Raw genomic sequence first — 15588 nt, forward strand, 5'->3', positions numbered from 1 at the left:
ATTTATGCTTTCACTTTGCCTTCACATCATCGGCTGCTACTTTGAGGGCCTCTTCTGGAGACTGGCTCTGCTCCTTTAGAACCTTAAAGATAACATTTTTCTCGATTTGTGCCATCGCATCAGGAAATTTAGGTCCGACATTGATGGAACCAATGTCACCAACGACAGACTTCAATGTAATGAATATATCAGTGCCAAAATAATCAGTGTACTTATTAGGTGCAGACATAACCGGATCGCTCCATGCATCGCTTCTTATGGGATCAAAACCCAAAAGGGACCATGTCTTGATACTGCCTTCCTTAGAAAGCTTGGCTTCAGCCAAGAATTGTTTGGCAAGTTCTATATTTTTACTCTGTGTTGTAATTGCAGTTCCAGTGCCGCCCATACCTGCAGATTTTTTACCACCTGGGAATACCGGCATAGGACGAATCACTATTTTATTCTTTAAATCAGGCATATATTGCACAAACCTACCCATATACCACATAGGCATCCAAACAGAAGCAGCATTCCCCTTATTCATCCAAGCCCAGTATTCCTCAGAATGATGATGACCACCAGGTGTAATTATTGCAATCTTATCCTTGTATAGCATATCTTTAAGTGTTTGTAAGGTCTTCACATTGATCGCATTATCCAATATTACATTTCCATCCTTATCCATTGCGTCTGATCCCTGCATACAGATAAGAGGATAATATGACCATTTTTCCATACTTTCCAAGGTCGTCATTGGCTTTCCGGTTTTTTCTACAACCTTTTTACCAGCGGCGATATAGTCATCCCAAGTTACAATATCATTTACATTTATACCTGCTTGGTCGAGTATCTCTTTATTATAGTACATCACCTCAGCACCTACATGATAATCAAGACCGTAATACTTACCGCTTTTGGCATAGTTTTCAAGCCTGCCCATAATAAGCTTATCCTTTACAGGTTCTATAACATCATTGAATTCCACCAGTCCAGGTTTGCTCCCCTTTAAGAAGTTTGCAAATTTCCCCAGCTCAATGTCAGCCATATCAGGAGCTCCTGTTCCTGACTGAATTGCAATTAAAAGCTTATTGTGCATTTCATCGTAAGGATATACTTCCGTTTTTACAACTATAGGTTTGTCTGGATGATTTGTATTCCAAGTTGCAACACCATCATCAATAAAGTTTTTATGCAGTTCCTGGAAGGTCCAGAAGGTAAGGGTAGTAGCTTTTCCATCACCTGCTTTTGCATCAGCTGCTCTTTGTTCTTTACCGCATCCCGATACGGTCATTGTTAAAAACAATACTAAAGAAAGTAATAATACCAAACTCTTTTTCACTATAGTTTCCTCCTCATTTTTTATGTAGCCTATAAAACCTGCATGGACCCTCGACGACAAAAGTTATACGAAATAAGGAATAATGAATCTTTCTTTAATTAAGTATAATCGAATTTAAACCACTTAGTATTTAAATCATTTTACATTTTACTCAATTTTTTTTATCTTGCAAATTTTCTTTTGTTGAGAGTAAATTATCAATTTTGTGATAATTCCTCTTTAATAAAGAGTGAAGGGCATATCAGCAACTTAATGCTGACATGCCCTTCATTCTTTGATTTAAATCGTATTTACTTATGCTACTTCGTTCTTTTTGACTCAACCTGCTGAAATCCATAGTCTAGTAATTTCGCCGCATCATCCCAGCGGTAGTCACTATTTAGGATAACGGCTATTAATTGTATATCGCCTCGTTTCGCGGAAGCCACTAAGCAATCACCAGCATCATTGGTATAGCCTGTTTTAACACCATTGCTTCCAGGATATGTATTTAACAATTTATTCGTATTGCGAACATGAATTGCACTTCGGTTCAGAAAGTTAACATCATATTCTTGAGTGGATACGATTTTTGCAAAATCAGGATTTTTCATCCCGTATGCAGTAATTAATCCAAGATCATAGGCAGTAGTATAATGATTTATTGGATCAGGTAATCCATGGGGATTGGTAAAGTGAGTACTTGTTGCTCCGATTTTTTCTGCTTTTGCATTCATAATCTCCACGAAAGCGGGTATTGATCCAGCTACATTCTCAGCGATAGCCTCTGCTGCATCATTGCCTGATACTAGCATCATACCGTACAACGCATTTTTTAGTGTTAATTGATTCCCTGCTTTTAGTTCGAGACTTGAGCCTTCACAAGCTGCATCACTAGAACTTACAGTAATGATATCATTAGAATTACCTTTTTCCAGTGCAGTGATCAATGTCATGATCTTAGTAGTACTGGCTGGATACATAATACCTTTTGAATTCTTTTCAAATAATACCTGATTGGTATTGGCCATCATTACGATAGCCGCTTCAGCCTCTACTTGAGGGGGCGTTGGAGCGGCAAGAGCAATATTTACCCCAAAGATCATGCTTAAAAACAATAGTATGAGTCGACGATACATATATGTTGCCTCCGATTTATTTTGACCACAAACATAGCCTTGGTCAGTATATCATTTCAAATGCACGAATCCGATAGATAGAAGATCTTTTCTACTTAAGCCTCCTTCTCTAATTGACTGTCCTCTAATAATTCTTTCATTTCATCTTGCTGTTTATATAAATAACCATGTTCCCAGTTCAAACTCATGGCCTTTTCAAAATCGGCAATCGCATTTTCTATATCATCCAGATCCTGAAATGCACGAGCCTTTCGTGCATATAGCAGCGCTCTATTTGCATAGGCAGCATCATGTTCAGGTTCTAAAACAATAACTTGACTATAATCGTGGATCGCTGCCAAAAATTCTTCTGAAACATGTGCATATGTGAGATGATCATTCTTTTCAAGAGCTTGTTTCTCTTTATGTAATGCTATTTCGTCATATAGTTCTCCCCGCCCGAAATATCCAGCTGCACTATTAGGTGCCAATCGAATCGCCTCAGAATAATCGGCCAACGACTTATCTTTTACCCGCAAGTTGTGGTGATAACATTTGCCTCGGTGAAGATAGGCTGCAGATTCATTAGGATTTAACTCAATTGCCACCGTGAAATCTTGCAATGCATCTACATATTGTCCTAATGTGCTGTATAACAAGCCTCGTTGTATTAATGCATCATAATGCTTAGGATTAGCGGATAGCACCTTTGTAAAAGCGTTACAGGCTCTTACCCAATCTTGCTGCGCTACTAGTGCCATCCCATATAAATAGTCCCGCTGTTCATGGTTCTGGTTTAATTGCTGACTTTTGCTCTTTTTTTCCTCAAATTTCATTTTAGAGTGCTTCTCGCAATATTGCTGTATGCTTGCTATTGCTTCTGGTATATTGATTTCCTCATATTTTGCCAAACTATTTTTAATATATTGAGACTCAAGAGCTGCGCTAGCGGAATCTTTGATCAAAGATTGTTTATTAAATCTATCCCCTTTTGTCAGTAAAATACGTTGTTCCAATTCCAAATGCAACTCTGTAAGGCCCTTTCCTGCACTAGTCAAACTCTTATACCGAAGTAACTGTTCCTCAAATAATTGATTAAACTGTCTTTCATCCACATAAAGTACAGTATGAAACTTCTCTGCTATCCATTCCCGAATCGGAAGAGCGATTTGTTTTGCAAGCTCTGGCTGCTCCTTGTTTAACCAAATTTCCACTCGATAATAGGTATAAGCAGCAATTTCAAAGATCGTAGCATCTCCTAAGTATTGCTTGGACACTTGCAAAATCTGGTCATCCTGCCCTTTTGTATCATACTTTCCCCAATAAACAGCAGTCTGTATGAGTCCTAGAAATAACGCGTAAACATCTGGATTTTCGATGTCCACCTTCTTAATTTCTTGTAGTATCCATTTGCGAACCATCGAATTTTTTTCCGTATTTTTTGAAAATAACCACGAAAAGATACTCAAAATCAACCCTCCTTTTATTATATAATTATCGCATAATTTGGAAAATAAACAACCCTAAAGAAGCAGGATTTACTCTAATACATGATGCTGAATAAAAAAAGAGTCAAGCAGATCAATGCCTGACTCAATAGCCTTGCAAAAACATCTCAACGGTTTTTAATGATGGCAATCCTTTTCTTCCCCCAAGAGCCTGGGTATTAAGAGCAGCTACTGCACTGGCAAACTCGGCACATTTTTTCAGGGGCATGTTATGGAGAAGTCCATATAAGAAACCTCCGTGATAGCTATCTCCGCACCCTGTGGTGTCTACGACATTGTCCATTTTAAATGCAGGTTGATGAAAGACACCAATGTTGTTGTCGAAGACCCAGCTTCCATTGATTCCATCTGTTATTACGACAAGTTCTAAGCCGGATTTTATCAATGACTCGCCTGCGCGATCCAATTTAGTTTCATCTGTATAGGTAAGAGCGAATTCCTTTGCCAAAATACAAATATCTACCTTTGGTACAATTCGCCGCATATTTGGATTGTATCGATTTGCACCACCGTCAAATGATATTTTAACCCCTGCATGTTTTGCAATATCGATTGCCGCTAAACTAGCTTCTAAATGCCTCCCATTCAAATGAAGAACTTTAGCTCCTTGTATGATAGGGGTATACTTTGTAATGTCCCTTATTTCTGGAACCGATCCAGGATGATAGAGAACTGCACGAATGCCAGTATCTTTCTCAACTAGTATATTGGCTATTGAAGAAGAGTGCTCCGGGAAAATTTCGAGGCAGTGAGTATGCACATTATATTTTTTAAAATCTTCTACAATCAGTAAGCCGCTCCAATCATCCCCTAGATTATCAATCATGATCGTGTTCGCTCCTAATTTTGCCAGCGTCACCATCGCTGTGGCAACAGGTCCTCCGCCATCAAGAACTATCTTGGATGCCTTTTGCACTTCTCTGGTCCTAGGAAAGGCGTCAACAACAGTAAACATATCCAAAGTGGATACCCCAATTCCTACCACATAGACCTTGCTATTCAATTCATCATACATGAGACAATCACTCACTCTTTCCATTTATTTTCTAATTCACTGCAAAGAGAAGCAGCGTGCTATTCTTACTTCTTAGAACGCACGCTTTCTCATTTTTCAAATTAACCGTTGACTAGGTTAGCCCTGCACATTGTTAATGGCGTGAGCCTTAGTTTTTATATAATTTGGAATCACCAGTATTATTACTAGAATCGCTACAAGGATATAAATCCCTGCTGGACCTACTGCATCATATGCTTTACCTAACAAAATTCCTAAGAAACCAAAATCTGCATCACCGAAAGTTGTATTCTGGAATCCCAACTGTCCAAGGACAGGAAGCAGAAATGCAGGTAAAAAAGTAATGGCCAGACCATTTACAAAAGCTCCCAATGCCGCTCCTCTTCTACCACCAGTAGCATTTCCGTAGATTCCAGCCGTAGCACCGCAGAAGAAATGTGGAACAAGCCCTGGTATGATGAGCACACCTCCAGCGGTTCCTAATAGTAACATGCCTATTATACCGCCAATAAAGGAACTAATAAAGCCGATTACCACAGCTGTTGGGGCATAGGTAAAGAATACAGCACAATCCACCGCAGGAATCGCATTGGGTATGATTTTGGTTGCAATTCCTTGAAAAGCAGGGATTAAATCTCCAAGGATCATTCGAACACCTGCATACACGATGGTAACACCAACAGCAAATTTCAGAGCCGACATGATAGCAAATAGGAAGGGTGACATTTCACCAGCCAAAGTGGTTACATAGCTAGGTCCCGCAGCAAAAGCTGCAATTAAATAGAATATCATCATGGTCAGCGCTGTGGATATGGTAGTATCTCTAAGAAATCCCCACTGCTCAGGTACTTCCATCTTTTCTGTACTCTCTTCTGGTTTTCCAGCAAATTTTCCAACCCATGCAGATAAATAATAACCTAGACTGCCAAAGTGTCCCATGGCAATTTCATCACCATCCGTCACCTTTAACGTATATTTCTGACCAATTGCCGGCGAGATGGCACTCCATGCTCCAAGAATAAAACCACCAATGAGAATCAGTTCGCCCCCTTTCATGCCTGAGGCACCTAAAACCGCTGAAAGAAGACACGCCATAAAGAAGCTATGATGCCCCGTTAGAAACACATATTTATATTTAGTAAATCTTGCAATAAGAAGATTAATTACTAACCCAGCCACGAGAATAGACATGGTTTCAATGCCTAGTACTTTTTGTGCCACCGAAACAATGGCTTCATTATTAGGTACTACACCAGTAATATGGAAACCTTCTTCAATCATTTTTCCTAGGGGTGTCAAATTCGCAACGATAAAATCGGCACCTGCCCCTAGCATCAAATAGCCTAAAATTGGTTTTAAGGTCCCTGTCATGACTTTGAACATAGGTCTTTTTAGGGCTACCAGCCCGATCAGTGCCATAATTCCCATTAATAATGCCGGTTGTTTTAGTACGTCCCGAAAGAATTCTAGAATGATGGTAAATGTGGACATAGATCATACCCCCTACATTTTACTTGCCTGTATTCTTTTTAGAATCTCAAGAACATCTTCTTCAATCTTTTTCTTATTAATGTAACTTCGAACCACCGCCACTTCACGGCCCTCAAATTGATAGGCCAGCTCTTTTACTGTAATAATCAGGTCCGCCTTTTTCCCTTGGGCCGAATTAAAATCTGCTGATTCTACAGAAGCTTTAATATGATGGTCTTCACAAATCTCATCAATTTTCATTTTCAGCATAATACTGCTGCCAATCCCATTTCCACACACGGTTAAGATGGTAAGCATAACTGGATCACCTCCTATCTACTTCTTTGCTATTGATATATGCTAAGATTTCCTCTTTACTACTTGCTGCATCCGCCATTGCTTTAAACTCTTCATCATCTAATAATTGCATTAGTTCAGCTAATGCTTTTAAATGGGTAGTATTATCTACGGCACACAGGAAGATCGCTACACTAACAGGATCATTCTCCTTGCTGCCAAAATTCACCGGGTTCTTTAGAGTCATCAATGCCATTCCCACTTTTTTTGCTCCATCTTCTGGTCTTGCATGAGGCATGGCAATCCCTTTTGCAATAACGATATAGGCTCCCATTTTCTTTACCGTATTCACCATGGCATCCACATAGCAATGTTCAATCAACCCACGATCCTCTAAAAGTTTTCCGCCTGCATAAATCACTTCCTCCCAACTCTTCGCTTTTACCTTTACCTCTATCATATCTGTTGTTAATAGCTCTCTTAACAATGGTTGTACAACTCCCTTCTGCCCTATATTGTCTGCTTTTAAAATTTGCGCCAATCCTGCTACTAATGCATCATAATTTTTTATGTCACAATGTTCTTCAATTAGTTTTAGTGTCTGGAGAAAAATATTCTTTGGCTGAAAGTGGTATTGGGTTAAATATTTTTTTAAGCTCTCAACATCTTTTTCCAGAAGCATCGGATTGACCTGTACCCAGGGAACAACATCAAATTTTACAGGCAGTGTTGTTATAATAAGATCAACTTCCCGATATTTGAGAACTTGACTTACTTGACGATAAGCAATCACATCCACAATATTCACATGAAATAATTGCTGTAATCTGGAAGAGAGCAATCTGGCAGTACCTAATCCCGTACTACAAACCACCAGAATTTTATTTTCCATTTCGTTTTTGTCTTTTAATTTTTCTAAAGCTGCGCCAAAATGCAAGGTAAAATACCCGATTTCTTCATCATCAAATGATTTACCGATATAACCTTCTACCGAAGCCATGCTGTTTTTTACAATTTGAAACAAATGATGATATCTTACTTTAATTTCTTCTAGTACTGGATTTTTTAATTTCAAATCATTTTTTAGTCTGTAGATGGCAGGTCGTAAATGTTCCAACAGACCGCTAAATAGTTGTTCATCCTGAATCAAAGATTCCTGCTGCAAGCTTTCACTTACTTCTTCCAGAATCTTTCCTGTTACGATTTGAAGAGCAGCCCAATCTTCACTGGATGAAGGATTTGCCGCATATACGTTACTGCCAAGCAAATGAATGGTGATATAACCAATTTCATCATAAGGAACTTCAACCTGAAATTCTTCTTCCAGCCTGCTGGCGACATAAGAAGCAGCGGCAAATTCTTTCGTTGTCTCATAGCTTTTAAGTTCGTTATAAGGCATTACAATATCTCTGCCTAATTTGATTCTTTTTATGGCGATTGCTATGTGTATGACCAAGCCATAAAATGCCTCATCAGAAAAAGTGGTTTCTAATTGCTTTTCTGCCTCAATCACGCAACCCTCAATAAAGGGTATATTCATATTCGTAAACATATTGGAAATTTCTGATTGAGAAAGAGTATTCGTGTTTTTTAATATTGGTGACATTTCTTGACTTAGCATGCCTTGCACTTCTATGCTTTTCATTAACAATTCAATAGACGCACGCCGCAGATATTTTTCCTCTCCCATGACTTTTATCCCATGATTCGTGGAAGAAAGCAATGTTAAGTGATTGCCTTTCAATACCTCTCTTACTTTATTTAAATCTTTGATTACGGTACTGCGACTCGTTTTTAACCTTTCGCCAAGATCATCAATCGTCATATAATTTTGCTGCTGCAACAGTACAGCCAAAATCATTTCGACTCGTTCTTCTTGAGAAGCTATATAATGCTGATTTTCTCGCTCTAGCAGTTTCTGCATAATCCTTTCCACGACCTGGGGAGAGGCAGTATAGGTGATTCCCACATTAGGTTTGCGAAGGAATTGCGGAAACTTATTGTATTTTAGGAATTCATCTATTTTATCCAACTTATAACGTATTTGCCGCGGAGTACTGTGCAAAGCCTCTGCTAGAGCAGAAATCGTTACAGCCTGATTACTGCTTGTGATCCTTTGAAATAATTGAGCAGACATTTCATTTAGTGTAATAAATATCACCTCTTTTTCATTTCCATTATATAACACAGAAAGCCACTCACAAAAGAGTAAGATTTGGCGTACTAATTGTGACAAAACTAACCTAATAACAACATATATTCATCATAAAAAGACAAACCTCCTATACGAATTCTCGCTGGAATTCGTATAGGAGGTTTCATGCCAGATGGGCTATTGGGATGATCCTACTGATTGTTCACGATAACAGAATTTCACTCTGTCTACTACAGCATAAATCAACATGCAGTATATCGGGATCAGAATCCCTTGTGTAATCAGCCTTGCTGGCAGTGTAACCCAAAAAGGAATGCCAAAATGCCATTGCAGTAAACAAGGCACTAGGATAATGGCAACCAAAATCTGACTTACAGCAATTGCTAAATACATACGCCATCGCGAACAATCTTTGATATTGCCGCTCCCCGCAATTAGCCCTGCAAGCAAACCATGCAAGCCAGCAGCAATCGTAAAGGTTGGCAGAAATATGCCTGACGGTGCCAGCATAAACCCCAGCACATCACCAATCAAGCCTGCAAGAAAGCCTAATCTTGCACCTAACAAAATACCACTTAGTACTAACGGCAGCGTGCCAAACCCGATTCTAATACTTTCAACACCTTCAAATGGAATATGAACGCTACAAATCCTACTTAAAATCATGTTTAGAGCAATAAAGATGGCCATGAGCGTAATACTTCGAACCGATACCGTCATTACATCACCTGAATTTCAATTCTATTACTGGTTTAGCAGTCTAAAATATTTTAGCACATTCCATAATCTGATAAAACCCCAAATTTTTAATAAATCTTCAATTGTCCAACCACCGCTTCTACTTCTCCAACTATTCTGCCGCTCGCAATTAAATTGTGAAGTGTTTTGATATCCGGTGCAGGTACCCGATCCTCATCCAAATGCGGTACAACACTGCGAATGGTTTGATGAGCTTTAGCTGTGCCATCGCCTGGTGTGAGAGGTGCCAAAAAGTCAACACCTTGTGCAGCAGCCAGCATTTCAATAGCTAATACGTTGCAGACATTATCCAAAATTTCTCTGGCTTGACGAGCAGCAATCGTCCCCATGCTTACATGGTCTTCTTGATTCGCAGAAGTCGGAATGGAATCAGCACTGGCTGGATGTACCAGAACTTTATTCTCCGATACCAATGCAGCTGCAACATATTGCGTGATCATAAGACCAGAGTCAACCCCTGGGAAAGCTGTTAAAAATGCTGGCAAATCGCTTAAATGCACATCTAACAGACGATTGATACGTCGTTCAGAAATATTGCCTAGTTCCGCAATTGCTAGTTTAAGATAATCCATAACCAAAGCAATCGGCTGACCATGAAAATTTCCGCCGGAAATTGCTTCACCTGTTTCCGGCATGATGAGCGGATTATCTGTTGCCGCATTAATTTCGACATTCAAGGTTTCCTCTGCACGCCTAAGAGCATCTTTAGAGGCACCATGCACTTGAGGTATACAGCGCAGCGAGTATGCATCCTGTACTTTTTTGCAGTGAATATGAGAAGCAATGATAGCGCTATGGGCGGTCAGGCGCAGCATATTTTGGGTAGTTGCAACCTGACCGGGATGTGCTCTAACCTGACTAATCCGCGGATCAAAAGCCGCCCTGGTACCTTTTAAGGCTTCTACGCTTAATCCCGCTGCAATATCTGCTGCCTTCATCAAATTAACAGCATCATGCCAGGCAATCGTACCAACCGCCGTCATAATTTGTGTCCCATTAATCAATGCCAACCCTTCTTTGCCACTCAATACAATTGCCTCTAGACCACAAGTTTTTAGCGCCTCAGCACCTGTTATCAACTGACCATTTAGATAAGCCTCACCTTCCCCCAGCATAACCAAGACCATATGTGAAAGGGGTGCTAAGTCGCCGCTGGCACCGACTGATCCTTTAGCTGGAACTGCAGGACATATGCGTTTATTGAGGAGATTTAACAGCATTTCTACTGTTGACAGCCTAATCCCTGAATAACCTTTTGCCAATGAATTCGCTCTAAGAAGCATAGCTGAGCGAACAACATCTTCTGACAAGTGCTCGCCAACACCGGTAGCATGACTTAAAATCAGATTACGCTGCAGTTTTGCCCTTTCATCTTTTGAAATAAAGATGGTGCTGAAATCGCCAAACCCAGTGGAAATACCATAAACAGGCTTTTCTTCTTCTAATATTTTATCAACGATCTGTCTGCTGGCAATGATTTGCTCGCGCCCTTGATTACTGAGCCTGACTTCTTCATAGCTGCGTGCTACCTTTATCACATCTTCCAATGTTAAGGAATTTCCATCTAATACTATCATGCTGAATCGCCTCCGCATTTTTCGAATTCTGCTAATTTACTTGCTAATTTCTGCTGGTTTTTCTTCACGCTTGCTGTGAATAAAAATGTAATACAAATAAATGGTTATGATGATTGGCAAACCTGTATAAAGGACAATCTCCTGTCCATCAATAAAAGCTAAACTTGCGATAATACAAATATTCAAGATAATTGCCACAATTGGCAGCGCCGGATATAATGGCGTTTTAAAAACCAAGTCTTTCAAATCACCGCCAATTTCCAGAAAGTGTTTGCGAAAATTAATTTGGCACCAAGAAATGACAATCCAAATCAAGCAACCAGTCAAACCTACACTGGACATCAGCCATATATAAACCGTGTCAGCAGCATATTCACTGGTTAACAGTGATAATGCAGATAATAGCAGTGTCAAAAATATACCATTAATGGGAACGCCCCCTGAATTTAAATGTCCTAACCATTTTGGTGCGTGCCCGTCTTTGGACATTGACCAGAGTAAACGCGAACAAACATATAGTGCAGAATTACTGGCTGATAAGGCCGAGGTAAGTACAACAAAACTCATAATATCTTTTGCAATGGGAATGCCGATACGACCAAATACGTATGCAAAGGGGCTTTCTAACACACCTGCTTCTTTATAAGGAATGGTTGCTCCCAATACAACGATTGCCAGTACATAAAACACAATGATTCGAAAAACAACGCCTTTAATAACTTTAGGCACATTTTGACCGGGATTCTCACATTCCCCGGCGGCCACTCCCACCAGTTCCGATCCTTGGAAAGAATACACTACCGTAATCATAGTCAAAAACAAAGCCCAACCACCATTTGGAAATAACCCAGCCCCTGTGTTAAAATTGGAAAATCCAATAGCTCCTTCATTACCAACAGTACCAAACATTAAACCTGCACCAGCAAGAATAAAGGCAATAATAGCTGCAACTTTGATGCCGGCAAACCAAAACTCAGTTTCACCATAAACTTTTACGGAAATTAAATTCAAAGCAGTTACCAATACAGCAAATAATACACACCAGATCCAAATAGACACACCAGGAAACCACAGTGACATAATAATACCAGACGCGGTAAAGTTAGCCGCAATACAAACTGCCCAGTTAATCCAGTACAACCACCCTACTGTAAAGCCTACGCCGGGGGAAATAAATTTCATTGCATAACTTTGGAATGATCCTGATACAGGCATTGCGACGGCAAGCTCTCCTAAACATAGGAGAGCCAAATACATGACCATCCCACCAAACAGAAAAGCTAACACAGCTCCAACTGGTCCCGCTTCGCTCACCACTTGCCCAGCACCTAGAAATAAACCAGTACCAATGGTGCCACCAATCGAAATCATCATCATATGCCGCGACTTCAAACCACGATTTAGACCTTTTTTCTCTGGAACCAATGCTTCTGTATCCACCGCCTGTTTTTTGGGGCCTGTCAGCGTTGTCACAATAATCCCCTCCATATTCTTTTTTTCTCTTTTATTGGACGATTTTTCTCGTTTTCACAAATTTACAGCACTTTATTCTTTATATTTTTTCATTTGCAGTTTTAACGAGTTGATCCATTAACACTTCCGAACGTGCTACGATATCTTCAACCCTGCTGGTCATGTCAGCAACAAAATCAGCATCTTTGATTGACCCCAGATTAATTCGTACGTTATAGATAGCCGACCACATAGCAGCCTCTGCCATTCTTCCCGCTACCGCTGCATCACTTGCCGCATTGACGTTGCCAATAGAGAGAATTTTCCCCGATAGCTCTAATACATCCAGACAAGCCTTGGCAACGGTAAACGGTAATGTAGATGCAGCTTTGAGGGATTCTTGAATGACTTTTGTACGCACCTGTTTTTCTTCATCGGTATTCTTAGGTAATTTATAGGCTTTCATTACCTGGGTAAAGGCTTCTGTATCCTCATCAATATATTTTCCCAGCGCTGCTAAACGTTCTTCAAAATCCAACGATAACCTTTTGCATTTTTCATGCACCGTTTCATATTTTGCACTACCTACCGTTAGGTTTCCTACCATAATCCCCAGCGCTGCCCCGATGGCCCCTACTAAAGCGGCTGCACTGCCACCTCCTGGTGCTGGGGAGTCTGATTTTAGTTCTGCTAAAAAACCTGTGATACTTTTGTCAATCAGCATACTATTAATACCTCCCAAATTTGTACATATCAACTAAATATTTTCTTCCAACACTTGCTTACGATTGAAGCCCTCTAGGCGTAAGTAATAGTCCGCTGTGTCAATTAGTGCCTGCATTGGTACCAACCCCACAATTTCACTGCCAATAATGTTCACACCGTAACGAGCTGCTTCATTTTTTACCGTTTCAAATACGCGGTGTAGTGGTGTACCTTCATAATTAATCATATTGATAGTAACTTGTGCTACATTGCGTTCTTCAATCATAATGCCCATAGCTCGGCAGTATTTGAAACCGCCTTTTGCTTCCCGGATAGCAGTGGCAATCTTCTTAGCTACGTTAACATCACTGGTACTTAAATTAATATTATAGGCAATTAAGCACTGCCTAGCTCCTACTACTGTAGCACCAGCCTTAGGATGCATTTTGGCCGGACCATAATCTGGCTTTCTTTCCGGCTCCGTAATGGCTGTTTTTAAGCCTTCATACTGCCCTTTGCGAACGTCTGGCAAATTCTTACGCTCATTCTTTTTCGCGGCTGCTTCATACATATACACTGGAATGTCTAGTTTCTCAGCAATTTCTTTCCCTAATTCGTTGGCTAAATCCACGCATTCTTCAAGGCTGACTCCTCGTACAGGAATGAACGGAATCACATCAGTAGCTCCCATACGCGGATGCTCACCATGATGTTGTTCCATGTCAATCAATTCCGTGGCCTTGGCACAAGAGGCAAACGCTGCCTGTTTAACGGCTTGGGGTTCGCCCACAAATGTTACCACCAAGCGATTGTGACTGGCATCGGATTGTACATCCAGCAGCTTGATACCTTCTATTTTTTTCACTTCATTTACGATGGCCTCAATGACTTCAGGACGACGTCCTTCACTAAAGTTAGGTACACATTCTACTAATTTACTCATCTTATTTATTACCTCCCAAATTACTATATCCTTTATCTACAACCACTTGCCCTTTCTTAATAACCCGGTCGACGATATCCATCCCAGCATGATAACTCAAGAATAAATAAGATGGATATTTCAGTATAACAATATCAGCTTGCTTTCCAGGTTCTAACGTACCGATACGATCCGCTCTTCCAACGGCAGCTGCACCATTTAGCGTCAACGCCGTCAGAATTTCTGCTGGCGATAACGTAAGCTGGATAGCGGCCAATGCAATCAGCATGGGAATCGAATGACTAAAACAGCTTCCTGGATTATAGTCGGTTGCCAGTGCAAGTGCTCCGCCATTGTCAATGATCCATCTGGCTCTGGCGTATTTTTCCCTTAGACAAAATGCCGTTATTGGCAACACTGTCGCCACTACACCTCGCGCCGCCATGTCAGCAATCCCCTTATCCGATGCCTGCAGCAAATGATCCGCAGAAACAGCCCCAAGTTCTGCTGCAAGCTCTGCTCCGCCAAAGGATACAATCTCATCAGCATGGATTTTTCTTTTCAATCCTAAACCACCTGCGGCCTGCAGGATCTTTCGCGTCTGATCGACTGAGAATACGCCTTTTTCGCAGAATACATCGCAAAACTCTGCAATTGACTGCTCTGCCACTGCCGGCAGAAGGCTTTCCACAATGAATGTGACATAGTCATCTTCTCGCCCACGATATTCAGGAGGCACGGCATGGGCTCCCATAAAAGTGGGTACAACCTCGACAGCATGATCAGCATTTAAATTTCCCATAGCTTTTAATTGCATAAGTTCCGTATCAAAATCCAATCCATAACCGCTTTTGCCTTCCACGGTAGTAACGCCCATGGCTAGCATGTCATCTAACCGCCTCGACGCAGTCTCAACCATTGCCTCATATCCCATAGACTGAGTGGCTTTGACGGTATTTAAAATACCACCGCCACGCTCTAAAATCTCCAAATAAGGCGTTCCGCTAAGGCGCCAGAAAAATTCTTCTGGACGATAGCCGCCAAACACAAAATGTGTATGAGAATCTACAAACCCTGGAATGACACTGCACCCTGTCGCATCAATAATCGTTAAATTTTCATGGGAAATCTCGGGCAAATCAGCAGTTGTACCCACCCATTCGATCATTCCATCTTTTGCGAATAATGCACCGTCAGTGATTCTCTCCAAGCGGTTCATACCGGTTCCCTTTCTTGCCGCTGTCCCTGTGCTGGTGACAATCTCTGCTGCATGTTTAATTAACAATATACTACCTTCACTATGCAAAGCA

Annotated in this window: 13 protein-coding genes; all 13 read right to left on the reverse strand. The window is 40.7% G+C overall.

Annotated elements, in window-relative coordinates:
* Positions 1 to 10 precede the first annotated feature (10 nt).
* The 13 genes from JBW_RS13115 to hutI all read right to left on the reverse strand — a co-directional run bounded on the left by JBW_RS13115 (position 11) and on the right by hutI (position 15584).
* The gene (locus JBW_RS13115; RefSeq protein WP_007955260.1) at positions 11 to 1321 is read right to left on the reverse strand and encodes an ABC transporter substrate-binding protein; all 1311 of its coding nucleotides are present in this window, start codon (positions 1319 to 1321) and stop codon (positions 11 to 13) included.
* A 299-nt stretch (positions 1322 to 1620) separates the two neighbouring features.
* A complete protein-coding gene (locus tag JBW_RS13120; protein WP_007955262.1) occupies positions 1621 to 2439 on the reverse strand; it encodes a D-alanyl-D-alanine carboxypeptidase family protein in 819 nt (272 codons plus the stop codon).
* A 95-nt stretch (positions 2440 to 2534) separates the two neighbouring features.
* Complete coding sequence (locus JBW_RS13125) at positions 2535 to 3887, reverse strand: tetratricopeptide repeat protein (protein ID WP_007955264.1); 1353 nt, start codon at positions 3885 to 3887, stop codon at positions 2535 to 2537.
* Between the two features lie 124 nt (positions 3888 to 4011).
* Complete coding sequence (locus tag JBW_RS13130) at positions 4012 to 4941, reverse strand: carbohydrate kinase family protein (protein WP_007955265.1); 930 nt, start codon at positions 4939 to 4941, stop codon at positions 4012 to 4014.
* Between the two features lie 117 nt (positions 4942 to 5058).
* Positions 5059 to 6432, reverse strand: coding sequence for a PTS ascorbate transporter subunit IIC (locus tag JBW_RS13135; protein WP_007955267.1), 1374 nt, complete (start codon positions 6430 to 6432; stop codon positions 5059 to 5061).
* Positions 6433 to 6444: 12 nt separating this feature from the next.
* Positions 6445 to 6729 carry a PTS sugar transporter subunit IIB gene (locus tag JBW_RS13140; protein ID WP_007955269.1) on the reverse strand — a complete coding sequence of 95 codons (285 nt, stop codon included), beginning with the start codon at positions 6727 to 6729 and terminating at the stop codon, positions 6445 to 6447.
* Between the two features lie 7 nt (positions 6730 to 6736).
* Positions 6737 to 8845, reverse strand: a complete 2109-nt coding sequence (locus tag JBW_RS13145; protein WP_235333776.1) for a BglG family transcription antiterminator — start codon at positions 8843 to 8845, stop codon at positions 6737 to 6739.
* Between the two features lie 195 nt (positions 8846 to 9040).
* Positions 9041 to 9583 carry a folate family ECF transporter S component gene (locus JBW_RS13150; RefSeq protein ID WP_007955273.1) on the reverse strand — a complete coding sequence of 181 codons (543 nt, stop codon included), beginning with the start codon at positions 9581 to 9583 and terminating at the stop codon, positions 9041 to 9043.
* Positions 9584 to 9669: 86 nt separating this feature from the next.
* The gene (hutH, locus tag JBW_RS13155) at positions 9670 to 11199 is read right to left on the reverse strand and encodes a histidine ammonia-lyase (protein WP_007955275.1); all 1530 of its coding nucleotides are present in this window, start codon (positions 11197 to 11199) and stop codon (positions 9670 to 9672) included.
* 36 nt (positions 11200 to 11235) lie between these two features.
* A complete protein-coding gene (locus JBW_RS13160; RefSeq protein WP_007955284.1) occupies positions 11236 to 12672 on the reverse strand; it encodes an amino acid permease in 1437 nt (478 codons plus the stop codon).
* Positions 12673 to 12751: 79 nt separating this feature from the next.
* Positions 12752 to 13375 carry a cyclodeaminase/cyclohydrolase family protein gene (locus JBW_RS13165; RefSeq protein WP_007955286.1) on the reverse strand — a complete coding sequence of 208 codons (624 nt, stop codon included), beginning with the start codon at positions 13373 to 13375 and terminating at the stop codon, positions 12752 to 12754.
* Between the two features lie 33 nt (positions 13376 to 13408).
* Complete coding sequence (gene ftcD, locus JBW_RS13170) at positions 13409 to 14299, reverse strand: glutamate formimidoyltransferase (protein ID WP_007955289.1); 891 nt, start codon at positions 14297 to 14299, stop codon at positions 13409 to 13411.
* Position 14300: 1 nt separating this feature from the next.
* On the reverse strand, positions 14301 to 15584 hold the full coding sequence (gene hutI, locus JBW_RS13175) for an imidazolonepropionase (RefSeq protein WP_007955291.1): 1284 nt from the start codon (positions 15582 to 15584) through the stop codon (positions 14301 to 14303).
* Positions 15585 to 15588: the final 4 nt, after the last annotated feature.

The organism is Pelosinus fermentans JBW45 (assembly GCF_000271665.2).
Lineage (GTDB): Bacteria > Bacillota > Negativicutes > DSM-13327 > DSM-13327 > Pelosinus > Pelosinus baikalensis.